Source organism: Bradyrhizobium aeschynomenes (assembly GCF_013178945.1).
Classification (GTDB): Bacteria; Pseudomonadota; Alphaproteobacteria; order Rhizobiales; family Xanthobacteraceae; genus Bradyrhizobium; species Bradyrhizobium aeschynomenes.
In genome coordinates, this window is the sequence record NZ_JABFDM010000002.1 from 102065 (window position 1) to 123153 (window position 21089).

Annotated in this window: 26 protein-coding genes and 1 pseudogene; 2 read left to right on the top strand and 25 right to left on the bottom strand. The window is 64.8% G+C overall.

Annotated elements, in window-relative coordinates:
• Positions 1-61 precede the first annotated feature (61 nt).
• Positions 62-808, top strand: a complete 747-nt coding sequence (locus HL666_RS05135) for an SDR family NAD(P)-dependent oxidoreductase (RefSeq protein ID WP_172130796.1) — start codon at positions 62-64, stop codon at positions 806-808.
• 118 nt (positions 809-926) lie between these two features.
• Here HL666_RS05135 and HL666_RS05140 read toward each other — a convergent pair whose 3' ends face one another.
• Entirely contained in the window at positions 927-1223 is a 297-nt protein-coding gene (locus HL666_RS05140; RefSeq protein ID WP_172130798.1) for a hypothetical protein, read from the bottom strand.
• A 383-nt stretch (positions 1224-1606) separates the two neighbouring features.
• Here HL666_RS05140 and HL666_RS05145 point away from each other — a divergent pair, with 383 nt between their 5' ends.
• Complete coding sequence (locus HL666_RS05145; RefSeq protein ID WP_172130800.1) at positions 1607-3070, top strand: hypothetical protein; 1464 nt, start codon at positions 1607-1609, stop codon at positions 3068-3070.
• A gap of 252 nt (positions 3071-3322) precedes the next feature.
• On the opposite strand, the gene HL666_RS05150 is transcribed toward HL666_RS05145, so the two are convergent.
• The 24 genes and pseudogenes from HL666_RS05150 to rplN form a co-directional block, all read right to left on the bottom strand.
• Complete coding sequence (locus HL666_RS05150; RefSeq protein ID WP_172180283.1) at positions 3323-4861, bottom strand: amidohydrolase family protein; 1539 nt, start codon at positions 4859-4861, stop codon at positions 3323-3325.
• Positions 4862-4884: 23 nt separating this feature from the next.
• Positions 4885-5673, bottom strand: coding sequence for an ABC transporter ATP-binding protein (locus HL666_RS05155; protein ID WP_172180285.1), 789 nt, complete (start codon positions 5671-5673; stop codon positions 4885-4887).
• Entirely contained in the window at positions 5673-6557 is an 885-nt protein-coding gene (locus HL666_RS05160; protein WP_172131098.1) for an ABC transporter permease, read from the bottom strand. The genes HL666_RS05155 and HL666_RS05160 overlap by 1 nt, the downstream gene beginning before the upstream one ends.
• Positions 6558-6921: 364 nt before the next feature.
• The gene (locus HL666_RS05165) at positions 6922-7977 is read right to left on the bottom strand and encodes an ABC transporter substrate-binding protein (protein ID WP_172180287.1); all 1056 of its coding nucleotides are present in this window, start codon (positions 7975-7977) and stop codon (positions 6922-6924) included.
• Positions 7978-8254: 277 nt separating this feature from the next.
• Complete coding sequence (locus tag HL666_RS05170) at positions 8255-9562, bottom strand: chloride channel protein (RefSeq protein WP_172108087.1); 1308 nt, start codon at positions 9560-9562, stop codon at positions 8255-8257.
• A 20-nt stretch (positions 9563-9582) separates the two neighbouring features.
• Positions 9583-9874, bottom strand: a pseudogene (locus tag HL666_RS05175) (DUF1330 domain-containing protein).
• A gap of 21 nt (positions 9875-9895) precedes the next feature.
• Positions 9896-10690 (bottom strand): SDR family NAD(P)-dependent oxidoreductase, encoded by a 795-nt coding sequence (locus HL666_RS05180; protein ID WP_172180289.1) that lies wholly within the window; start codon positions 10688-10690, stop codon positions 9896-9898.
• A 198-nt stretch (positions 10691-10888) separates the two neighbouring features.
• On the bottom strand, positions 10889-11335 hold the full coding sequence (locus HL666_RS05185) for a hypothetical protein (RefSeq protein ID WP_172180291.1): 447 nt from the start codon (positions 11333-11335) through the stop codon (positions 10889-10891).
• Positions 11336-11503: 168 nt separating this feature from the next.
• On the bottom strand, positions 11504-11917 hold the full coding sequence (rplQ, locus tag HL666_RS05190; protein WP_006611863.1) for a 50S ribosomal protein L17: 414 nt from the start codon (positions 11915-11917) through the stop codon (positions 11504-11506).
• Between the two features lie 163 nt (positions 11918-12080).
• Positions 12081-13112, bottom strand: a complete 1032-nt coding sequence (locus HL666_RS05195) for a DNA-directed RNA polymerase subunit alpha (RefSeq protein WP_006611862.1) — start codon at positions 13110-13112, stop codon at positions 12081-12083.
• Between the two features lie 120 nt (positions 13113-13232).
• Positions 13233-13622: a 30S ribosomal protein S11 gene (rpsK, locus tag HL666_RS05200; protein ID WP_006611861.1), complete on the bottom strand. Its 390-nt coding sequence runs from the start codon at positions 13620-13622 to the stop codon at positions 13233-13235.
• Between the two features lie 130 nt (positions 13623-13752).
• Positions 13753-14121 carry a 30S ribosomal protein S13 gene (gene rpsM, locus HL666_RS05205; RefSeq protein ID WP_172108081.1) on the bottom strand — a complete coding sequence of 123 codons (369 nt, stop codon included), beginning with the start codon at positions 14119-14121 and terminating at the stop codon, positions 13753-13755.
• A 195-nt stretch (positions 14122-14316) separates the two neighbouring features.
• Positions 14317-15207 carry an adenylate kinase gene (locus HL666_RS05210; RefSeq protein WP_172180293.1) on the bottom strand — a complete coding sequence of 297 codons (891 nt, stop codon included), beginning with the start codon at positions 15205-15207 and terminating at the stop codon, positions 14317-14319.
• A gap of 86 nt (positions 15208-15293) precedes the next feature.
• Complete coding sequence (gene secY / locus HL666_RS05215) at positions 15294-16625, bottom strand: preprotein translocase subunit SecY (protein WP_011926058.1); 1332 nt, start codon at positions 16623-16625, stop codon at positions 15294-15296.
• A gap of 157 nt (positions 16626-16782) precedes the next feature.
• Positions 16783-17268 (bottom strand): 50S ribosomal protein L15, encoded by a 486-nt coding sequence (gene rplO / locus HL666_RS05220; protein WP_172108077.1) that lies wholly within the window; start codon positions 17266-17268, stop codon positions 16783-16785.
• Between the two features lie 11 nt (positions 17269-17279).
• On the bottom strand, positions 17280-17471 hold the full coding sequence (gene rpmD / locus HL666_RS05225) for a 50S ribosomal protein L30 (protein ID WP_172108075.1): 192 nt from the start codon (positions 17469-17471) through the stop codon (positions 17280-17282).
• 44 nt (positions 17472-17515) lie between these two features.
• On the bottom strand, positions 17516-18088 hold the full coding sequence (rpsE, locus tag HL666_RS05230; RefSeq protein ID WP_006611855.1) for a 30S ribosomal protein S5: 573 nt from the start codon (positions 18086-18088) through the stop codon (positions 17516-17518).
• A gap of 48 nt (positions 18089-18136) precedes the next feature.
• Positions 18137-18499: a 50S ribosomal protein L18 gene (rplR, locus tag HL666_RS05235; RefSeq protein ID WP_008963474.1), complete on the bottom strand. Its 363-nt coding sequence runs from the start codon at positions 18497-18499 to the stop codon at positions 18137-18139.
• Between the two features lie 11 nt (positions 18500-18510).
• The gene (gene rplF, locus HL666_RS05240) at positions 18511-19044 is read right to left on the bottom strand and encodes a 50S ribosomal protein L6 (RefSeq protein ID WP_172108074.1); all 534 of its coding nucleotides are present in this window, start codon (positions 19042-19044) and stop codon (positions 18511-18513) included.
• Between the two features lie 13 nt (positions 19045-19057).
• Complete coding sequence (gene rpsH, locus HL666_RS05245; RefSeq protein ID WP_172108072.1) at positions 19058-19456, bottom strand: 30S ribosomal protein S8; 399 nt, start codon at positions 19454-19456, stop codon at positions 19058-19060.
• A 12-nt stretch (positions 19457-19468) separates the two neighbouring features.
• Positions 19469-19774 (bottom strand): 30S ribosomal protein S14, encoded by a 306-nt coding sequence (gene rpsN, locus HL666_RS05250; RefSeq protein ID WP_012045038.1) that lies wholly within the window; start codon positions 19772-19774, stop codon positions 19469-19471.
• Between the two features lie 46 nt (positions 19775-19820).
• The gene (rplE, locus tag HL666_RS05255; RefSeq protein WP_172108070.1) at positions 19821-20378 is read right to left on the bottom strand and encodes a 50S ribosomal protein L5; all 558 of its coding nucleotides are present in this window, start codon (positions 20376-20378) and stop codon (positions 19821-19823) included.
• A complete protein-coding gene (gene rplX / locus HL666_RS05260; protein WP_172108068.1) occupies positions 20371-20685 on the bottom strand; it encodes a 50S ribosomal protein L24 in 315 nt (104 codons plus the stop codon). The genes rplE and rplX overlap by 8 nt, the downstream gene beginning before the upstream one ends.
• Entirely contained in the window at positions 20685-21053 is a 369-nt protein-coding gene (rplN, locus tag HL666_RS05265) for a 50S ribosomal protein L14 (RefSeq protein ID WP_006611848.1), read from the bottom strand. Before rplN ends, rplX begins: the two co-directional genes overlap by 1 nt.
• Between the last annotated feature and the right edge of the window lie 36 nt (positions 21054-21089).

A 21089-nucleotide genomic window follows, 5' to 3' on the forward strand; every position in this document is an offset into this window, starting at 1 on the left:
CCGGGCTCGGCGCTTCGCGCCGCCCCGGATTGACGACAAGAATAGCGACCGGGGAAACACCATGAACCACATCGATCTCGCCAACCGCTGCGCCGTCGTCACCGGCGGCGCGCAGGGCTTCGGCCGGGCCATCACCGAGCGCTTCAAGGCCTCGGGCGCGAAGGTTGCGATCTGGGATCACGACATTGCGCTGGCCGAAAAGGCTGCGCAGGAGATCGGATCCGAGGTGCTGGCGCTGAAGGTCGACGTCACCGACAGCGCGGCCGTCGAAGGCGCGCGCGACGCCACGTTGGCCGCGTTCGGCAGCATCGACATCCTGGTCAACAATGCCGGCATCGCCGGCATCAACAAGACGGTGTGGGAGACCGATCTGGAGGAATGGCGCAAGGTGCTGCGCATCAACCTCGACGGGCCCTTCATGTGCGCCAAGGCCATCGTGCCCGTGATGCTGAAACAGGGCTATGGCCGCATCGTCAACATCGCCTCGATCGCCGGCAAGGAAGGCAATCCGAACGCGGCACACTACTCCGCCTCGAAGGCCGGCCTGATCGCACTGACCAAGTCGCTCGGCAAGGAGCTGGCGCAGCACAACATCACCGTCAATGCGGTGACGCCGGCTGCGGCGAAGACCGCGATCTTCGATCAGATGACGGAAGCGCACATCAACTTCATGCTGTCGAAGATTCCGAAGGGCCGCTTCGTTCTTGTCGAGGAATTGGCCGCCTTGGTGTCCTGGCTCGCCTCGGAGGAATGCTCCTTCTCGACTGGCGCGGTCTTCGACATCTCCGGCGGCCGCGCGACGTATTAGGAGCCCGCAGCCCGGATGAGCGCAGCGACATCCGGGGTCTCACGCGCGGCCGATGCGAACCCGGATGTCGCTACGCTCATCCGGGCTACGCAGTTGTCGTTGCAACGGCGATATCCGCCTAATTGTGCTTCTTCCAGAAGATGCGCGCGCCCTGCACCGACTGCGCGACGTTGATGCGGGCGCGCTCGAACGGCGTCACCACGCCGTCGGCCTTGGCGCGGTTCTCCAGCCGCTGCACGTGGATCTGGCCGCGGACCAGCTGCTTCGTCTCCGGATAGGTCAGCCGACCCGAGGCGATGCCGTTGTAGATGCGGTGCGACTGCGCGTTCTGCCGCGCGTCGATCAGCGGCGTGCCGGCAAAGCTCGCTCCCGACGTGATGACGAGCAGCAGTGCACCGGTGATGATGGACTTCATGTCACTCTCCTGTGGGGTGGTGTCCACCGGTGTGAGGACGTCATTGTCCGCACTCCTCCAGCGAACGGCCGACAGGATGAACGAGATGGGCGACGAGGACCGTGCGCGCGCTCACACGCGATCATGTGACGGACGCCCGATCTTCAACCTGCCGTCCGGCAGGATGTGCCATCCTGGCGCCGAGATGCTCCGGAAAAAAAATCTCGCCATGCGTGAAATGCCGGTCTTGCAAATTTCACCTTTGAGTGCATGTTCACGACGCACTACTTTTGAATGAATCATTTTTAACATCTTTGACGGCGCTTGGCGGCCGGACTTCGCGGCAGAACATCACCGCTCCACCCCCGGTCCATTCGAGCGCGCGCATCACATGGAGACTGGCCATGAAGACCATTCAGTGGCTCACCCTCACTTTCGCGACGACGATGGCGGCAAGCGGAGTTGCCGGCGCGCTCAGCCCGGCCAACGCGGCGGCGCCGCCGCCGGCCAAGAACTGCCCGGCGTTCGGCTGGTCGGAGGGACTCGGCCAGTATCTCAAGCCGGACGCCGCCTTCCCCACCTCCGATACCAAGACGATCCCGACGCCGGACTGCAACTTTCACCAATGGTCGTGGGAGGCGTTCGTCTGGGCAACCGCGCTGGTCAAGGATTCGGGATCAGGCAGCAACGTGCCGCGCTTCATGACGCTGGCGACGCCGGCCGAGCTGCTCAGCAATGCCGATGACGCCGGTGCTCCGAAGCTGCGGCCGCTGACGCTGGCGGCGCGCGCGCAAGTCTTCCATGGCGCAGCGGGCTTCACCGAAGGCGCCGGTGCGATCGTCCAGGCTGATGGTAACATGCTGGTCGCGCAGAACGGCTACCCCGTCTATGCCTCGGTTCACATGAACCAGACCTATTTCAACACCGCGCGCAAGAACCTGATCGTGACCGGCGGCTATCAGAGCCAACCGGCGAGTTCGTCCTTCGCGGTCGGTGATGCCGTGTTCAAGGCGACATGGCTGCGGCTGGATCCGAACCAGGCGCCGCCCGCCGGGGCCTACACGACGCAGGCACAGGTGCCGGTGCTGGAGAACAAGATCACGCCCGGTCAGATCACGATCCAGCCGGTGGCCGGCAAGTTCGTCACCGTGACCGTGGCGCTGATCGGACTGCACGTGGTCGGCTACACCGAGAACCATCCAGAATTCCTGTGGGGCACGTTCGAGCTGAAGAACAACTCGCCGCAGACGCCGGACAACACCTTCGAGCCGTCGGCGAGCCGCTCCGATCCGAAGAGCTACACGCTGTACAAGGGCCGCACGCCGTTCTCACAGGTCAACATCGCAGCACAGCCCGGCGCCAGCCGGCCGCAGTTGACGCTCGATCCCGCAACCCAGAAGCTCACGCCCGTGACCAATGTCGTGCTGGAGAACAAGACCGGCGGCGAGAACCAGCCGAACGGCGTCGGCAACATCTACGCGATCAATGCGCAAGCCCAGGGCTTCCTGTCGAACCTGAAGGGCCCGCAATCGACCTTCGCCAGCTACAGCCTCGACGGCACGGTGTGGATGCTGCCGAACTCCTACAATCTGAACAGCAACCAGACCAATGCCGTCGGCTCTGTCAATCTCGCCAACGCGACCGCCGAGACCTTCGTGCAGCAGGCCGACAACACGCCGATCAAGAACGTGCTGAACTGTTTCCTGTGCCACAACCCGACGTCCTACTCGTTCCAGACGCCGCCGCCGGCCAAGCTGCCGAACCGGCTGATCGCGCTCAGCCACGTGCTGTCGATCGGCTCGCCCTACGAGGTGCCGAACTCGATTTCGGGCAAGCTTCTGATGCGCCCCGATCCGTTCCGGAAGTAGTTCCTGAGAGCGCGGATTGCCGCCGGTGCCGAATGTAAGCCCGCGCTCTCTCCGGATTGTCATTCCGGGGCGTGCGCAGCACGAGCCCGGAATCCATACCCAGCAATGCGTTGTGAGGCACGGGCAGAGCTTTGTCTCGTTCCATCACATCGGACTGTGGACATGGATTCCGGGCTCATCGCTGCGCGATGCCCCGGAATGACGTGTGGAGAGACGACGCCCTTTTCCGTGATGATGACGACCACGCACCAATCAACTCCGCGTCGACGTCCGATAGAACGGCGTGTGCGCGGCCGCATCGAAATAGCCGTCATAGAATTGCTTGACGTGCGGGAACACCGCCAGGCCGAGCTCGCGGCGGGCGACCTCCTCCTCGGTGCGCGGCTTGGCCAGGATGTCGGCGATCTCGGCCAGCACCTCGTCGCGGTTGATGCGGGTGAAGCGGCCGTCGGCGTAGACGATGTCGCCGCCGACATAGACGGCCGCTACGTGCTGCGACTTGGCACGTTGCACCAGCGCATCCAGCATCGGGATATCGGGATCCTGGAACGGATACACCGCCGCGTTCCAGTCGATCAGCACGGCGTCGAACAGCCGGCCCTGCTCCAATCTGCCGATGCTGTCGCCGAACGCCGTGGTCTTGGCGCCGCCTTCGGTGGCCATGCGCACGATCTGCGGCGCGGTCGGCACCTCGTCGTCCATGCCGGGCGTGCGGTGGACACGCAGCGCCAGCTTCAATTCCTGCAGCATGTCGCGGTCCTCGTTGATGCCGGCTTCATCCAGGCCCATGCCGATGGTGATGCCCTTCTTCTCCCAGACATTGAGCGGCGCGAGCCCCGACCGCAGCCGGAAGTTCGACGAGCAATTGTGGCAGATGCAGGTGCCGGTATCCGCGACGATGTCGATGTCCTCCTCCGTCAGCCAGACGCCGTGGCCGAGCGTCATGTGCGGGCCGAGCACGCCGAGGTCATGCAGGTGCCGCACGGCGGTCTTGCCGGTGCGCCGCCGCGCATATTCCTTCTGATATGCGGTCTCCAGCAGGTGCATGTGCATCGGCACCTTGGCGGCGCGCGACTTCTCGTGCAGCGCCACGAGGCCGTCGTCGGTGCACCAGTGCAGATTGGCCGGCGCGAGCTGGATGCGGGTCAGCGTCGCGCCGGCGTTCTCGGCCGTGAGCACGTCGAACAGCTTCATGTAGTCCGCGAACGGCACCTGCTGCGCCTTCAGATGCGCGGCCAGCCGCTCGTTCCAGGGCGCGGGCAGCCGGGCGCAGAATTCTTCATCGGCCTCATAGACCAGCCGGTTCTGCTCGCGCACGGCGTAGCAATAGGAGGCGCGCATGCCGATCGCGCGATAGGCCTCGAGCACCTTGGTGGCGGCGCCGTGGATGGCGTCGAAGCCGCCGGCCATCCAGCCGTGAATGTGCTGCACGGTGGTGACGCCGGAGGCGATCATCTCGAAGGCCGAGTACAGGGTGTCGAGATAGAGATCGATCCGGCGCGCCGGCAGGCGGCTGGCGAACCACAATTCCAGCGCATGATCGGGCGAGCCGAGCTGCAACGGCGTCAACCCGACATGATGGTGGCTGTTGACGAAACCCGGCAGCATCACGTGGTTCGGATGGCGCTTGACGGTGGCCTGCGGCGCCAGCCGCTCCAGCTCGGCGAAGGATCCGACCGCCACGATGACGCCGTCGCGGGACAGCACCGCACCATCCTCGATCACGACGGGCGTGTGCCGGTCCTGGATTCCGGAGACGACCCACTTCGCCCCGACCAACACTTCAGTCATCTTAGCTCCTCCCGCTGTCCGGTTCACAGGCCCGATTGCTCGGCGAAGGCCTTGTCGACCTCGGCGGCGAGCAGCTCGGTGAAATAGTCGCGATATTCGTGATACCGCTGCGAGCGCGTCGGCCGCGGCCGCGGCAGGTCGATCGGTACGATCTCCTTGACCCGGCCCGGGCGCGCCGTGAACACGATCACGCGGTCGGCGAGGCTGATCGCCTCGTCGATCGAATGCGTCACGAGCAGCACCGAGGCGCGGCTGTCCTGCCAGATCTGGAGCAGGAAATCCTGCAGCTTGGCGCGGGTCTGGACATCGAGCGCGGCGAACGGCTCGTCCATCATCAGGACGCGCGGCTGCATCACCAGCGCGCGGGCGAAGGCGGCGCGCTGGCGCATGCCGCCAGACAGTTCGTCCGGCTTCTTGTCGAGCACATCGCCAAGCCCGACGCGGCGCAGGATCTCACGCGCCTTCTCGCGCCGACGCTCCGGCAACTCGGCGCGGATCGCCAAGCCGAAGGCGACGTTGTCGAGGATCGTCAGCCAGGGAAACAGCGAGGCCTCCTGGAAGATCAGGCCACGCTCCGGCGAGGGGCCCGCAATCGCCAGGCCGTCGTCCTCGATGACGCCGTTGCTGACGGTCTCCAGCCCCGCGATCATGTAGAGCAGCGAGGACTTGCCGCAGCCGGAGGGACCGAGCAGCACGACGAACTCGCCGGGTGCGACGTCGAACGACAGATCGTCAATGGCCCGCAGCGGCGGACGGCCCTCGACGTCCCAGGTCTTGCCGACATTGCGAATGGAGACGGCCGGACGCACCATCACATCCCTCCCCGGTTCGGCGCCACCCACCACAGCATGCGGCGCTGGATCTGGCGCAGGCCCCAGTCGCTGAGGAAGCCGAGCGCGCCGATCACGGCCATGGTGAAGAAGACGAGCTTGGCGTTGAAGGTCGCACGCGCCATCGAGATGATCTGGCCGAGCCCGGTGCCGACGCCGACGGTCTCGGCGATCAGCACCACCATCCAGGCGCCGAACAGATTGAGCCGGAGCGTCATGAACAGGCTCGGCAGGATCGAGGGCAGAATGACTCGCCAGAACATCTGTGTCTGCGTCGCCCCCATGATGCGCGCGACGTGGATGTAGTTGACCGGCACGCTCTCGATCTGCGCCGAGGTCGACAGCACGATGGTGAAGAACACGGTGATGAAGACCAGGAAGATCGCCGGCACGTCGCCGATGCCGAACACGAAGATCGCCACCGGCAGCCAGGCCACCGGCGAAATCGGCGCCAGCAGCAGCACGGTGGGCATCAGGAGGTTGCGCAGCCAGCGCACGTAGTGCAGCGCGGCGCCGACGGCAACGCCGCTGACGAAGCCGAGCGCGAGCCCGGTGAAGACGCGGAACACGGTCCAGAACATCGTGATCGCCAGCGCGCCGGCGCCGCCGCCCGAAGCGACCGAGCCGACGCGGTTGGAGCGGTCGAAGAATTTCAGCGTGCCCGGGATGTCCTGCAGGAACAGATGCGGCGGCGGCAGCAACAGCGGGTTGATCTTTTCGAAATACCAGAGCGCCTCCCAGATCGCGGCGAACAGCCCGATGGACAGCGCAGCCCAAGCGGGCGCAGCGATGTGGCGCTGGGCCTTGCGCCAGTTGCGTGGCGGAGACGCGGAAGGTGACGGCGCGTCCGTAGCCGGCGCGCCCATGGCTACGGTGTCAGTTGGCAAGCGCATGATCTCCGTCACCCTGCATGACCCTCCAAACCCTCACCCTGAGGAGCCCGCCCCAAGGCGGGCGTCTCGAAGGGCGAGGCCCGAGCTGTGGCCTCATGGTTCTCAAGGCGATGCGAGAGCATCGCCTGAACGCGCCGCGAACGACGATTTCTGCAAAGTAGCCACTGATCGGCGCGGCGCTCCTCACCATGAGGGTCAAAAGCCGAGGGCGGCGCTGCTGATTGACCATGACCAGCCTGCTCATGACGAGGAACGTTCGTGCGCCGCGAACGATGACCTCATCTCCGAAGAGCCGGCCGAAAGGCCGGCGTCTTGAAGGATGGGCCACAACGATCCCTCACGCCGATTTCAGCTTCAGCCCGTCATACAGCGCCTTGTTGTCGGCGATGACGGCCTCCAGCAGCGACCAGTCGAAGGCGCCCTGGTCGGGCAGCTTCTTGACGTAGCCGAGCTCCTTCATCGAGACGCCGCGGTCGATGATGAATTGGGTCTGGCTGCGCTGGTCGACCACGATCGGCTGCTTGGCGGACGCATCGATGGCGGCTTCCATCGACGTCTTGTAGTACTTGCCGACGGTGTCCTTCAGGGCAGCAGCCTTGTCGGCCTCGGCCTGGCTCTGCGCCACCATCAGCGCCTTGATGACCGCCTTCACCGCCGCCGGATTCTTCTCGATCAGCGGGGTGCGCGCGGCCAGCACGCAGTCCGAATAGCCCTTGCCGTAAAGATCCGTGCCGTCGGACAACACGGTCGCGCCCTTGCGCTGCTGCACGCATTGCGTCGCATAGGGCTCGATGTGGCAGATCGCGTCGAGCGCGCCGGCCATGAAGGCTTGCGCAAGCTCCGGCGAGGTGTCGAGATATTTGATGTCGACGTCCTTGAACGACAGTCCGGCCTTCTTCAGGTAGTCGTAGGGCAGCACCTCCAGCGTATCCGCCTGGAACGTGCCGAAGGTCTTGCCCTTGAGATCGGCGGCGGACTTGATGCCGTCCTTGGCGACGATGATGCAGCCCTGCACGCCGCCGCCGGCGACGATCTTCACCGGCGCGCCGGCGTCGTACAGCGTCATGAAGTTGGAGTACGGGATCATCGAGATGTCGACGAGGCCGGCGCCGAACATGGTGGTGATCTCGGTGTTCGACGGCGTCACCACGAATTCGAGCTCGACGCCGTCGGCCACCGTGAGGTTGCGCTCCTTGGCGAGGAAGATGCCCATGTTGCAGAAGCCGGAGCCATGGGTCGCCTTGATGACCGTCGCGGCCATCGCCGGCGTCGGCGTCAGCAAGGTTGCGAGATGAGCAGGAATGGCCACGGTGGCGGTAGCCGCGGCCACCGAGGTCTTGATGAAGTTGCGGCGAGAGAAGCTGCGATAAAACGTTCCGTCACGATCGCACATGCGAGTCTCCATCCATGACGACGGGATGGACCCCATGAGGGTGACGAGCTGATAGCTCCATCGACGGCGGGCGCGATCTCGACATCGTCCCACCGACCCAACGGGGATCCCGACGATGGGCACGCCAACCCATGAGAGCGAAGCTCTGCGCTGAGGTCAGTTACGCAAGCCGTGTGCCAACGCGCTGACGTTGAACTCACAGCAGAATTTGTTGTTGTGGAACGCGAGCCGCAGCGACCGCGCTCAATCAAGCATCAGCCTGCTCACGACCGCAGCATCACGGCGCCGCTTGCGCCGCCTCGGACTTCGCCACAAAGCCCTTGGCGAGCGCATGATAGAGGCCCTCCTCGCAGATCAGCCGCGACGTGCCGTAGGCGATCAGCGAAGCCATCATCAGCGGCACCACCATGGCGTGGTTGTCGGTCATCTCGGTGACGATGACGAAGGCGGTGATCGGCGCCTGCACCACGCCGGCGAAATACGCGACCATGCCGAGCAGCATGATCGGCGCCAGGGGGGTCTGATGGAACAACGAGGCGATATTGGCTCCGATCCCTGCGCCGACGGCCAGCGAGGGCGCGAAGATGCCGCCGGGAATGCCGCTGATCGCGGCGAAGGTGGTGGCGAGGAACTTCAGCACGCCGAAATCGGCCGGCAGCGGCGCGCCGGTCTCCAGCGCGGCCTTCACCTGCGCATAGCCGGTGCCGTAGATCGTGTCGCCGGAGGCGAGCCCACACAGCGCCACGGCAAGGCCGCAGGCCAGCGCGAACAGCAGCGGCCGGCCTTTGATGAACAGGCCGATCGTCCCCGGCAGCCCGCGCGACATGCTGATCAGGATGCGGCTGAACAGGCCGCCGGCAGCGCCGCCGGCCACGCCACAGACGGGCACCGCAAGCCAGTCGATGCCCTTGCCCAGCGCCATCGGCGTCGTGCCGAAATAGGCGTAGTTGCCCATCAGCGCCAGCGACGTCAGGCCCGCGGCGATCACGGTGGCGATGACGAGGCTGGAGGTCCGCGTCTCGAAGGCGCGGCTCATCTCCTCGATGCCGAACACGATGCCGGCGAGCGGCGTGTTGAAGGCCGCCGCGACCCCGGCCGCGGCGCCGGCCAGGATCAGACCAGGCTGCCGCCGGGGCGACAGCCGGCCGAGCGCGAACATGATGGAGGCGCCGACCTGAACCGTCGGCCCTTCGCGGCCGACCGAGGCGCCGCACAGCAAGCCCAGCAGGGTCAACAGTACCTTGCCGATCGCGATCCGGATCGACACCAGCGGGCTGCGCGCCCGCGTGTCCGACAGATGCCGCGCAGCGATCGCCTGCGGGATGCCGCTGCCTTGCGCGTTCGGGAAGTAGCGCTGGGTCAGATAGACCGACAGCGCAAAACCGGCGGGCGTCACGATCAGCGAGGCATAGCGCGATTTCGACAGCAACCAGTTGAAGGCAAGCTGGGCCTGATCGGCGAGCTCCGCCAGCGCGACCGCCGCCGCCCCCACCACGAGCCCGCCGGCCACGAACAGCACCCGCCGCTGCCAGCGCGCCGAGGTCAGCTTGAGCCAACGCTTGCGGCGGGGGGTGATCTTCAGCATCGGCGGGGTCGATCCGGTCTCTACGCAGGTGCAACACCCTCGACCAAAACAAGCCGACGGTCCAGCGGCTTCCAGCGCTCGCCGAGCGCTTCGGCATATTCGGGAGAGGCATACCATTCGCGCAGCCGCGCCATCGAGGGAACTTGACGATGATCAGGGTCTTGGGCGGCGGGCCGCCTTCGACGGGTTCAGCGGGACCGCCGCGGACCAGATAGCGCCCGCCGTACGGCGCGAACGCGCGGCGAGATCGCGGTAGCGCTCCATCACCTCGGCGTCACGGACCTCGACCTCGGAGATGGCGTAAGCGGGCATCTGGCCTCACCCTGTAGCCCGCTATGCAATTGTGTCGACGATGCCGCCCTCGGCCCGCAGCGCGGCGCCGTTGGTCGCCGAAGCCTGCTGCGAGGCGACGTACACGACCATATTGGCGATCTCGTCGACGCTGGCGAAGCGCTGCAGCAACGAGGCCGGCCGGTGCTGCTTGACGAACGCCGCCGCCGCCTCCTCTTCCGATTGGCCGTTCTGCCGTGCCAGATCCTTGACGAAGGTCTCGACGCCTTCGGACATCGTCGGCCCCGGCAGCACCGCATTGACGGTGACGCCGGTGCCGCGCGTGAGCTTGGCAAGGCCACGCGAGACCGCGAGCTGCGCCGTCTTGGTCATGCCGTAGTGGATCATCTCGGTCGGGATGTTCAGCCCCGATTCCGAGGAGATGAAGATGATGCGGCCCCAGTTGCGCTTCAGCATGCCCTGCATGTAGGCGCGCGCCATGCGCACGCCGGACATCACGTTCACCTCGAAGAAGCGGCTCCAGTCCTCGTCGGGAATGTCGAAGAAGTCCTTCGGCTCGAAGATGCCGGCATTGTTCACGAGGATGTCGACCTCGGGGACCGCCGTGACGATGGCATTGCCGCCGTCGACCTGCGCGACGTCGCCGACGACGCCACGCAGCTTGGCGCCGGACACCGCCTGCTTCAGCCTGGCCACAGCGTCGTCGACGCGGCCTTGGGCACGGCCGTTGACGACCACCTCGGCGCCGGACGCGGCCAGCCCTTTGGCAATGGCAAAGCCGATGCCGGCGGTGGAACCGGTGACGAGCGCGGTCTTTCCCGAGAGGTCGATGTGCATGAGCAGCTCTCCGTTGTGCTGGAGAAACGGATGTAGGTCGCCATTGCGCCGACCCCAACGCGCTGCACGCAGAGCTGATCCTTTCTGGCGGTAGCCCGGATGAGCGCGGCGATATCCGGGTTCATCACGACCGTCGGTGAGACCCCGGATGTCGCTGCGCTCATCCGGGCTACAGAGCGAGACCAGCCCCCGTCCTCTTCAGCTCGTGGCTCCCATCAGGGTCGCGACCTCACGCCGCCCTTTCAACATCTCCCCGAATTCCGCGGCGAAGCGATCCAGCTCCGCATACTCGGTGAGGAAGCGGATCGAGGCGCAGTTCTGCACGTCGAAATCTGGTGTGTGCTGAACGAGGGTCGCCAGATCGGCATGGACCAGCAAGGTGCCCTTCATGTCGTGCGGCTTGACGATGATCCGGACGTGACATTCCGCGAGGCTGCCTTTGCCGTCGTAATACCCGCCCTCGATCATCGGCGGCTTCTCCGATGACAGCGGAAACGAACGCAGCTCCTTCAGAAAGGCGTCCAGATCATTGCCGAACCACGCCTCGCCGCGCCCGGCAAACGCGCCGGCCCTCGCCACGGCGATGATCTTGCCCGTGCCGTCCTCATCCCGCTCGTAGGTGAGGCGTAGCTCTGCGGTGTTCATGCGCGGCTCCGTTGATTTTGCGTAGCCCGGATGAGCGCAGCGACATCCGGGGTCTCTCGAGCCGCAGCGATAAACCCGGATGTCGCTGCGCTCATCCGGGCTACGGGTCCACCAAAACGAAAACGGCGCCCGAAGGCGCCGTCTGGCAAACTCACATCGGAGCGCCGCTTATGCGGCTTCCGAGGTCTCCTGCACCGGGCCGGAATCCTGGCCCTTGGCATCGACGTCGCGATCGACGAACTCGATCACGGCCATCGCGGCGTTGTCGCCGTAGCGGAAGCCGGCCTTGATGATGCGGGTGTAGCCGCCGTTGCGGTCCTTGTAGCGGGGCGCCAGCACGTCGAACAGCTTCTTGACCTGGTCGACGTCGCGCATCTCGGCGATCGCCTGACGGCGCAGGGCGAGGCCACCCTTCTTGCCGAGGGTGACGAGCTTCTCGACGATCGGCCGCAGCTCCTTGGCCTTCGGCAGCGTGGTGACGATCTGCTCGTGCTTGATCAGCGCGGCGCACATGTTGGCGAACATCGCCTTGCGATGCTCGGCGGTGCGGTTGAGCTTCCGATGAACCTTGCCGTGACGCATTGTCTTAGTCCTTCATTTCATTCTGCCGCGACGGTTCGTCGGACATGTTGCTCTCAGGTGGGCTGCCTGCGTTCGCCCGGAAGGGCGAGTAACGAGTAGGGAGTAGCGAATAGTGTCGTCTCTATTCGCTACTCCCTACTCGCCATTCGCCATTCCTATTCGCTCAGTAGTGATCCTCGAAGCGCTTGGCCAGCTCGTCGATGTTCTCCGGCGGCCAGCCCGGCACTTCCATGCCGAGATGCAGACCCATCTGGGCCAGCACTTCCTTGATCTCGTTCAGCGACTTGCGGCCGAAGTTCGGGGTGCGCAGCATCTCCGCTTCCGACTTCTGCACGAGGTCGCCGATGTAGACGATGTTGTCGTTCTTCAAGCAGTTGGCCGAACGCACCGACAGCTCGAGCTCGTCCACCTTCTTGAGGAAGGCCGGATTGAAGGCGAGGTCCGGGATGATCTCCTGGGCGACTTCCTTGCGCGGCTCTTCGAAGTTGACGAACACGTTCAGCTGATCCTGCAGGATGCGGGCAGCATAGGCCACCGCGTCCTCCGGCGAGATCGCGCCGTTGGTCTCGATCGTCATGGTCAGCTTGTCGTAGTCGAGGATCTGGCCCTCGCGGGTGTTCTCGACCTTGTAGGAGACCTTGCGGACCGGGGAGAACAGGCTGTCGACCGGGATCAGGCCGATCGGCGCATCCTCGGGACGGTTGCGATCAGCGGCGACGTAGCCCTTGCCGGTCGCGACCGTGAACTCCATGCGAATCTCCGCGCCCTCGTCCAGGGTGCAGAGCGGCAGGTCGGGGTTGAGCACGACGATGTCGCCGACGGTCTGGATGTCACCGGCAGTGACGGCACCCGGGCCCTGCTTCTTCACGACCATGCGCTTCGGGCCTTCGCCCTGCATCTTGATCGCGATATCCTTGATGTTCAGCACGATGTCGGTGACGTCCTCGCGGACACCGGCGATCGAGGAGAACTCGTGCAGCACGCCGTCGATGTGCACCGACTGCACCGCGGCGCCCTGCAACGACGACAGCAGGATGCGGCGCAGCGCATTGCCCAGCGTCTGGCCGAAGCCGCGCTCCAGCGGCTCGGCGACCACCGTGGCGAAACGGGTCGCGTCGGAGCCCGGCGTGACCTGGAGCTTGTTCGGCCGAATCAATTCTTGCCAATTCTTCTGGATCGTCACTGTTTCACCCATTGGCCGGTCATGGAATCTGACTGACTGGCGTTGGAGAACCGCGCATCAGATCGCGGCAACCGAAATGTCTCAAAAGCACGACGAGGCGGACATGCTGTCCGCCTCTTTCACATCTTCACATCAGACGCGCCGGCGCTTGCGCGGACGGCAGCCATTGTGCGGGATCGTCGTCACGTCGCGGATCGAGGTGACGGTGAAGCCCGCGGCCTGCAGCGCGCGCAGGGCCGACTCACGGCCAGAACCCGGACCGGCAACCTCGACCTCGAGGGTGCGCATGCCGTGCTCCTGGGCCTTCTTGGACACGTCCTCCGCCGCGACTTGCGCAGCATACGGGGTCGACTTGCGCGATCCCTTGAAACCCATCGTGCCGGCCGACGACCAGGCAATGGTGTTGCCCTGGGCATCGGTGATGGTGATGGTCGTGTTGTTGAACGACGAATTCACGTGGGCGACGCCGGAGGCGATGTTCTTGCGCTCACGACGACGGACACGTGCGGCTTCCTTGGCCATATAGGTACCTTTCTCGAGATCTCAACGCCGCCGTAGTGCCAGCGGCTACACCAAAAGCGCGAATGGTGAATAGCGAGTAGCGAATAGGGAACTCCCCTACTCGCCACTCGCTATCAGCAACTCGCCAAAATTACTTCTTCTTGCCGGCGATCGCCTTGGCCGGACCCTTGCGCGTACGCGCATTGGTATGGGTGCGCTGACCGCGCACCGGCAGGCCGCGGCGATGACGCAGGCCGCGATAGCAGCCGAGGTCCATCAGCCGCTTGATGTTGATGCCGGTCTCGCGCCGCAGGTCGCCCTCGACGACATAGTCACGGTCGATGACTTCGCGGATCTGCAGGACTTCCTGGTCGCTCAGCTGGTTGACGCGACGATCCTCGGCAATCTTCACCTTCTCGATGATGTCGGCCGCGATCTTCGGGCCAATGCCATGGATATACTGGAGCGCGATCAGGACGCGCTTGTTGGTCGGGATGTTGACACCGGCAATACGGGCCACGGACTTCTCTCCTGTCACCGATCCAAGGACGGACCGGCCTTCGTTCTCGCTATCTCGGGCAGGCGTCCGCAAACGCGAACAAGACGCCCACCCCTCGATTCCTGGGGCCCGGCATCTTTGGGAAACTATCCGACTTGGATGCGGGCTTATTAATGGATTCACACGGCGGTCGTCAACCGCCCCTACAAGATTCGATCACCTCTTGGCGCGCTTTTTTGGCGCCTTTGCAGAGGTTTTCCGGGTTCCCCCGGTCGCCTTGGCGGCGGCCTTTGGGGCCTTCTTCGAAGCCTTGGAGGCCTTCTTGGGGGCCGCCTTGGCGGCCTTTGTTGCAGTCCTGGCCGCCCTTTTGGCTGTCTTGCCGGCCTTTTTCACCGGGGCAGCCGCCTTCGGAGCCTTTTTGGCGGCCTTCTTGGCCGATTTCGCCGGCGTGGCCTTGCCCGAAGCTTTGGGGCTCCGCTTGGCCTGGCTCGCCTTCTTCGCCGCCCGACTGCCCCCACTCTTGCCGACGGCGGCCAGGATTCGGCCGATCTCCTCGGTCACCTCCTCGATCGGCATCATGCCGTCGACGGTCGCGAGCATCCGGTGGTCGGAATAATAGTGGATCAGCGGCTCGGTCTGATCGCGGTAGCTGGCCAGGCGCTTGGTGAGCACCTCCGGGGTATCGTCCGCCCTGACCGCCTCGCCGCGAGCCCGCGTCTCGGCCGCCCGGCGCTCGACCCGCTCCAGCAGCACGCCTTCGTTGACCCGGAGCTCGATCACGGCGTCCAGCTTCATCTGCTTCTGCTTGAGCAGCGCGTCCAGCGCCTCGGCCTGCGGCACGGTTCGCGGGAAACCATCCAGAATGAAACCATTCGCCGCATCAGGCTGCTCGATTCGGTCGGCAATGATGCCAACCACGACCTCGTCCGGCACCAGGCCGCCGGCCGCCATGATGTCCTTGGCCTTCAGCCCGATCGGCGTCTGCGCGGCCACAGCGGCACGCAGCATATCGCCGGTCGATAGCTGGACGATGCCATGACGCTGCACCAGGCGCTGCGCCTGCGTGCCCTTGCCCGAACCGGGCGGTCCCAGAAGAATGAGTCTCATCGAATTTCGCCCCCCGGCACACGGTGAGCGACCCTCCCGCACACCTTGTTCTTGGCTTTTGGTTCCCGGGCGCGGATTCGCCGCGATCAGCGGCGACGCCCCCGCAACTTCGACTTCCTGATCAGCCCCTCATACTGATGGGCGAGCAGATAACCCTGAACCTGCGCCACGGTATCCATCGTAACGCTGACCACGATCAGAAGCGAAGTGCCACCAAAGTAGAACGGGACGGAAGCGTAGGAAATCAGAATTTCCGGGATCAGACACACGATCGCCAGATAGATGGCGCCGAGCACGGTGATCCGCGACAGCACGTAATCGATGTATTCCGCAGTGCGCTCACCCGGCCGGATGCCCGGGATGAAGCCGCCATGCTTCTTCAGATTGTCGGCCGTCTCGGTCGGGTTGAATACGATGGCCGTATAGAAGAACGCGAAGAACAGGATCAGAGCCAGATACAGCACCAGGAACAGCGGGCGGCCGTGGCCGAGCTGGGTGGTGATCCACTGGAACCATTCCGGCCCCTTGCCGGCGTTGAAATTGGCGACCGTGGTCGGCAGCAGCAGCAGCGACGAGGCGAAGATCGGCGGAATCACGCCCGAAGTGTTGAGCTTCAGCGGCAGATGCGAGGACTGGCCCTCGAACATCTTGTTGCCGACCTGACGCTTCGGATACTGGATCAGGAGGCGGCGCTGGGCGCGCTCCATGAACACGATGAAGGCGATCACGGCGACCGCCATCACGATGACGATCAGGATCAGGCCGGTCGACAGCGCGCCCTGGCGTCCGAGCTCGAGCATGTTGGCAAGCGCCGAGGGCAGCTCCGCGACGATGCCGGACAGGATGATCAGCGAGATGCCGTTGCCAATGCCGCGCGAGGTGATCTGCTCGCCCAGCCACATCAGGAACATGGTGCCGCCGGTCAGCGTGATCGCAGTCGACAGGCGGAAGAACAGGCCGGGATCGGCGACCACATTGCCGGCGCCCTCGAGGCCGACGGCGATGCCGTAGGACTGCACGGCGGCCAGGATCACCGTCAGATAGCGGGTGTACTGGTTCAGCATCTTGCGGCCCGCCTCACCCTCTTTCTTGAGGGCTTCGAGCTGCGGCGAGACGGTGGTCAAGAGCTGGATGATGATCGATGCCGAGATGTACGGCATGATGTTCAACGCGAAAATCGCCATGCGGTGGATGCCGCCGCCGGCGAACATGTTGAACATGCCGAGAATGCCGCCGGCCTGGGTGCGGAACACCGAATCCCAGATGTTCGGATCGATGCCGGGCAGCGGAATATAGGTGCCGAGGCGGTAGACCAGCAGCGCGCCGAGGGTGAACCAGATGCGCTTCTTCAGCTCATCGGCTTTTGCAAGCGCGCCGAAATTGAGGTTTGCCGCAAGTTGTTCCGCTGCTGAGGCCATGTCTAGCTTTCTCCCGCCGCCCGTTCTTGACCGCATCAGCCCCGCGAGGGCTCGCGGGGCTTGGGCAGACGTCGAATATTATCTGGTGCGCAGGCGCAGTCTGTCCATCGCCCTGCCCGCTTCGGCATGAACCGAAGGCAGGGAGATGACGCAGAAGTTACGCCGCTTCGCCTTCGTCCTTGGCCGGAGCCAGGAGCTTGACGGTGCCGCCGGCCTTCTCGACCGCCGCGATCGCCGACTTCGAGGCACCATGCACCTCGATGTTGATCTTCGCGGTGAGCTCGCCGCGGCCGAGCAGACGCACGCCGTCCTTGGCGCGGCGCAGCGCGCCCGACTTCACGAGGGATTCGGCGTTGATCACGCTGCCGGCATCCAGCTTCTTGGCATCGATCGCCTGCTGGATCCGGTCGAGATTGATCTCGACGAAATCGAGCGCGAAGATGTTGTTGAAGCCGCGCTTCGGCAGACGGCGATGCATCGGCATCTGACCGCCTTCGAAGCCCTTGATGCGCACGCCGGAGCGTGCGGTCTGGCCCTTGCCGCCACGGCCGGAAGTCTTGCCCTTGCCGGAGCCGATGCCGCGGCCGACGCGCATGCGCTTCTTGCGCGCGCCGGCGTTGTCGGCGATATCGCTGAGCTTCATCGCCCTTCTCCTTACTTCTCGTCGACGATGCGGACGAGATGATGAACCTTGGTGATCATGCCGCGCACCGACGGCGTATCCGCCAGCTCGGTCACGCGGCCGATCTTGTTGAGCTTCAACCCGATCAGCGTCTCGCGCTGCGAATGATGCCGGCGGATCGGGCTGCCGATCTGCTCGATCTTGATCGTCTTGGCGTCAGCCATTGTCCTCACTCCGAGATGCGCCAGCCGGTGGCGGCGCGCGTTCGTTAGTCGGCGGCTGCCTCGGCATCGCCACCGACGCGGCGGGCCTGCAGGGTCGACACCTTGATGTTGCGGCGGGCAGCGACCGAGCGCGGGCTATCCTGGTGCTTCAGCGCGTTGAAGGTCGCGCGAACCATGTTGTACGGGTTCGACGAGCCGATCGACTTCGCCACCACGTCCTGGATGCCCAGCGTCTCGAACACGGCGCGCATCGGGCCGCCGGCGATGATGCCGGTACCGGCCGGAGCGGCACGCAGATAGACGCGGCCCGCACCGTGACGACCGAAGATGTCGTGGTGCAGAGTGCGGCCTTCGCGCAGCGCGACGCGGGTCAAATTGCGCTTGGCGGAGTCGGTCGCCTTGCGGATCGCCTCCGGCACTTCGCGCGCCTTGCCGTGGCCGAAGCCGACCCGGCCCTTCTGATCGCCGATCACGACGAGCGCCGCAAAGCCGAAGCGCTTACCGCCCTTCACGACCTTCGCGACTCGGTTGATGTGGACGAGCTTGTCGACGAACTCGCTGTCGCGCTCCTCGCGCTCCTTGCGATCGCGACCGCCTCGTTCCCGTTCACCTGCCATGGTGCTATCCAATCTTCTGAGGGGCTCTCGCGCCCATATCCATTGATGTTAGAAGCTCAGCCCGCTCTCGCGCGCCGCATCGGCCAGCGCCTTGACGCGCCCGTGATAGAGATAGCCGCCGCGATCGAACACGACTTCCTTGATCCCGGCCTTCACCGCGCGCTCGGCGAGCAGCTTGCCCACCGCCTTGGCCGCGTCGATGTCGGCACCGGTGTTGCCGGCCGCGCGCATCTCCTTCTCCATCGACGACGCGGAGGCGAGCGTCTCGCCCTTCTGATCGTCGATGACCTGAGCGTAGATGTGCTTCGACGAGCGGAACACAGACAGACGCGGACGGCCGCCGGCGGAGCGGCGCAGCGACAGCCTCACACGCTGCTTGCGCCGGGCATTCGTAACCTTTGCTCTCGACATGTCCGGCTCCGTTACTTCTTCTTGCCTTCCTTGCGGAAGATGAATTCACCCGCGTACTTCACGCCCTTGCCCTTGTAGGGCTCCGGCGGACGGTAGGCGCGGATTTCGGCGGCCACCTGGCCGACGCGCTGCGGGTCGATGCCCGTGACCGTGATCTCGGTCGGCTTCGGCACCGCGATCGTGATGCCTTCCGGGATCTGGTAGACGACGTCGTGGCTGTAGCCGAGCGCGAGCTGCAGGTTCTTGCCCTGCATCGCGGCACGGTAGCCGACGCCGGTGATCTCAAGCTTCTTCTCGAAGCCCTTGGTCACGCCTTCCACAAGGTTGGCGATCTGGGCGCGGGCGGTGCCGTACAGCGAGCGCGCGCGCTTGGTCTCGGCGCGCGGGGCAACCTTGACCTGGCCGTTCTCGAACTTCACGTCCACGTCGTCATGAACGATGAACTGAAGCTGGCCCTTCGGCCCCTTCATCTTGACGGTCTGTCCGTCGACGGAAGCCGTCACACCGGACGGCACCGCCACAGGCTTCTTGCCAATACGTGACATGGCTCAATCCTTCTTAGAACACCGTGAAGAGAACTTCACCGCCGACATTCGCGTCACGCGCGCTATGGTCGGCCATGATTCCCTTCGGCGTCGACAAAACAGAAATTCCGAGCCCGTTGTTCACGCGCGGCAGGTTCTTCACCGAGGTGTAGACGCGCCGGCCGGGCTTCGAGACGCGCTCGATCTCACGGATCACGGGCTCGCCGTCGAAATATTTCAGCTCGATCTCGATCTCGCTGCGGCCCGACGGATGCTCCACCGTGGCGTAGCCGCGGATGTAGCCTTCGGACTTCAGCACTTCGAGCACGCTTGCGCGCATCTTGGAGCCCGGCGTCGAAACCTTCGACTTCGAGCGCATCTGCGCGTTGCGGATGCGGGTGATCAGATCGCTGATGGGATCGTGCGTTGACATGTTCGACCCTCCTTACCAGCTCGACTTCACGAGGCCCGGAACCAGGCCCTTGGATCCGAGCTCGCGCAGCGCGATGCGGCTCAGCTTGTTCTTGCGGTAGTTCGACCGCGGACGGCCCGTCAGCTCGCATCGGTTGCGGATGCGGGTGGCCGACGAGTTGCGCGGCATTTCGGCCAGCTTCAGGGTCGCGGCGAAGCGCTCCTCCATCGGCTTGGTCTTGTCGGCGATGATCGCCTTCAACCGCGCACGCTTCGGGGCGGCGTTCTTCGCCATCCGCTTGCGCCGGTTGTTCTTCTCGACTGAACTCTTCTTTGCCATGCTTGGCTCCTGGGTATCCGCGTTTGAGAAGCTTGAAGTCAGCTGCTCACTGCCGGAACGGGAAATTGAATGCGGTCAGAAGGGCACGGGCCTCGTCGTCGGTCGTCGCGGTGGTGCACACCGTGATGTCCATGCCCCAGCTCTCCCCGGCCTTGTCGAAGTCGATCTCGGGGAAAATGATGTGCTCCTTGATGCCGAGCGAATAGTTGCCGCGGCCGTCGAAGCTCTTCGGGTTCAGGCCGCGGAAGTCGCGGACGCGCGGCAGCGCGACGTTGATCAGGCGGTCGATGAACTCGTACATCTTGGTCTTGCGCAGCGTGACCTTGCAGCCGATCGGCTGGTTCTCGCGCAGCTTGAAGGTAGCGATGGCGACGCGCGAATAGGTCACGACCGCCTTCTGGCCGGCGATCAGCGACAGGTCGGCCGCCGCCGTCTCTGCCTTCTTGCGGTCGTTCACGGCCTCGCCGATGCCCATGTTGAGCACGACCTTGTCGAGCCGCGGCACCTGCATGACGTTGGCGTAGCCGAACTTTTCGGTCAGCTGGCTCTTGATCGTGCGATCGTATTCCGTGCGGAGGCGCGGGGTGTAAGCAGTCTCAGCCATCGATCTCAACTCCCGAGCTCTTGGCAACGCGGACCTTCTTGCCGTCCGCCTGAATCTTGAATCCGATGCGCGTCGGCTTGCCGTCCTTGCCGACGTAGGCGACGTTGGACAGGTTGATCGGCGCTTCCTTGGTGATGATGCCGCCTTCCTGGTTCTGCGTCTGCTTCTGATGACGCTTCACCAGGTTGATGCCGCGCACCAGCGCCGTGCCGGCGTCGGGACGCACCTCGTACACCTCGCCGGTGCGACCCTTGTCGCGACCGGTCAGGACGATCACCTTGTCGCCCTTGCGGATCTTGGCAGCCATCACAGCACCTCCGGCGCGAGCGAAATGATCTTCATGTGGTTCTTGGCGCGCAGCTCGCGCGGCACCGGCCCGAAGATACGGGTGCCGACCGGCTCCGACTGGTTGTTGATCAGAACGGCCGCGTTGCGGTCGAAGCGGATCACCGAGCCGTCGGCGCGGCGAATGTCCTTGCGGACGCGCACCACGACGGCCTTCATGACGTCGCCCTTCTTCACCTTGCCACGCGGAATGGCTTCCTTGATCGACACCACGATGATGTCGCCGACGGTGGCGTAGCGGCGCTTCGAGCCACCGAGCACCTTGATACACATGACACGGCGTGCGCCGGAATTATCGGCCACGTCGAGGTTGGTCTGCATCTGAATCATTGATGCACCTCGTCCTCTTCATCTGCTGCGCAGGAA

Excerpts from the sequence above, each read along its gene's own strand:
- rpsN (WP_012045038.1), bottom strand. The coding sequence starts at position 19,774 with ATGGCAAAGAAGAGTTCAGTCGAGAAGAACAACCGGCGCAAGCGGATG.
- rplF (WP_172108074.1), bottom strand. The coding sequence starts at position 19,044 with ATGTCACGTATTGGCAAGAAGCCTGTGGCGGTGCCGTCCGGTGTGACG.
- HL666_RS05210 (WP_172180293.1), bottom strand. The coding sequence starts at position 15,207 with ATGAGACTCATTCTTCTGGGACCGCCCGGTTCGGGCAAGGGCACGCAG.
- HL666_RS05170 (WP_172108087.1), bottom strand. The coding sequence starts at position 9,562 with ATGCTGAAGATCACCCCCCGCCGCAAGCGTTGGCTCAAGCTGACCTCG.
- rplR (WP_008963474.1), bottom strand. The coding sequence starts at position 18,499 with ATGTCGAGAGCAAAGGTTACGAATGCCCGGCGCAAGCAGCGTGTGAGG.
- HL666_RS05195 (WP_006611862.1), bottom strand. The coding sequence starts at position 13,112 with ATGGGTGAAACAGTGACGATCCAGAAGAATTGGCAAGAATTGATTCGG.
- HL666_RS05185 (WP_172180291.1), bottom strand. The coding sequence starts at position 11,335 with ATGAACACCGCAGAGCTACGCCTCACCTACGAGCGGGATGAGGACGGC.
- rplN (WP_006611848.1), bottom strand. The coding sequence starts at position 21,053 with ATGATTCAGATGCAGACCAACCTCGACGTGGCCGATAATTCCGGCGCA.
- rplQ (WP_006611863.1), bottom strand. The coding sequence starts at position 11,917 with ATGCGTCACGGCAAGGTTCATCGGAAGCTCAACCGCACCGCCGAGCAT.
- HL666_RS05160 (WP_172131098.1), bottom strand. The coding sequence starts at position 6,557 with ATGGGCGCGCCGGCTACGGACGCGCCGTCACCTTCCGCGTCTCCGCCA.
- HL666_RS05165 (WP_172180287.1), bottom strand. The coding sequence starts at position 7,977 with ATGTGCGATCGTGACGGAACGTTTTATCGCAGCTTCTCTCGCCGCAAC.
- rplX (WP_172108068.1), bottom strand. The coding sequence starts at position 20,685 with ATGGCTGCCAAGATCCGCAAGGGCGACAAGGTGATCGTCCTGACCGGT.
- HL666_RS05145 (WP_172130800.1), top strand. The coding sequence starts at position 1,607 with ATGAAGACCATTCAGTGGCTCACCCTCACTTTCGCGACGACGATGGCG.
- rpsK (WP_006611861.1), bottom strand. The coding sequence starts at position 13,622 with ATGGCCAAGGAAGCCGCACGTGTCCGTCGTCGTGAGCGCAAGAACATC.
- secY (WP_011926058.1), bottom strand. The coding sequence starts at position 16,625 with ATGGCCTCAGCAGCGGAACAACTTGCGGCAAACCTCAATTTCGGCGCG.
- HL666_RS05155 (WP_172180285.1), bottom strand. The coding sequence starts at position 5,673 with ATGGTGCGTCCGGCCGTCTCCATTCGCAATGTCGGCAAGACCTGGGAC.
- rplO (WP_172108077.1), bottom strand. The coding sequence starts at position 17,268 with ATGAAGCTCAGCGATATCGCCGACAACGCCGGCGCGCGCAAGAAGCGC.
- HL666_RS05140 (WP_172130798.1), bottom strand. The coding sequence starts at position 1,223 with ATGAAGTCCATCATCACCGGTGCACTGCTGCTCGTCATCACGTCGGGA.
- HL666_RS05150 (WP_172180283.1), bottom strand. The coding sequence starts at position 4,861 with ATGACTGAAGTGTTGGTCGGGGCGAAGTGGGTCGTCTCCGGAATCCAG.
- rpmD (WP_172108075.1), bottom strand. The coding sequence starts at position 17,471 with ATGGCTGACGCCAAGACGATCAAGATCGAGCAGATCGGCAGCCCGATC.
- HL666_RS05135 (WP_172130796.1), top strand. The coding sequence starts at position 62 with ATGAACCACATCGATCTCGCCAACCGCTGCGCCGTCGTCACCGGCGGC.
- rplE (WP_172108070.1), bottom strand. The coding sequence starts at position 20,378 with ATGGCTGAGACTGCTTACACCCCGCGCCTCCGCACGGAATACGATCGC.
- rpsH (WP_172108072.1), bottom strand. The coding sequence starts at position 19,456 with ATGTCAACGCACGATCCCATCAGCGATCTGATCACCCGCATCCGCAAC.
- HL666_RS05180 (WP_172180289.1), bottom strand. The coding sequence starts at position 10,690 with ATGCACATCGACCTCTCGGGAAAGACCGCGCTCGTCACCGGTTCCACC.
- rpsE (WP_006611855.1), bottom strand. The coding sequence starts at position 18,088 with ATGGCAGGTGAACGGGAACGAGGCGGTCGCGATCGCAAGGAGCGCGAG.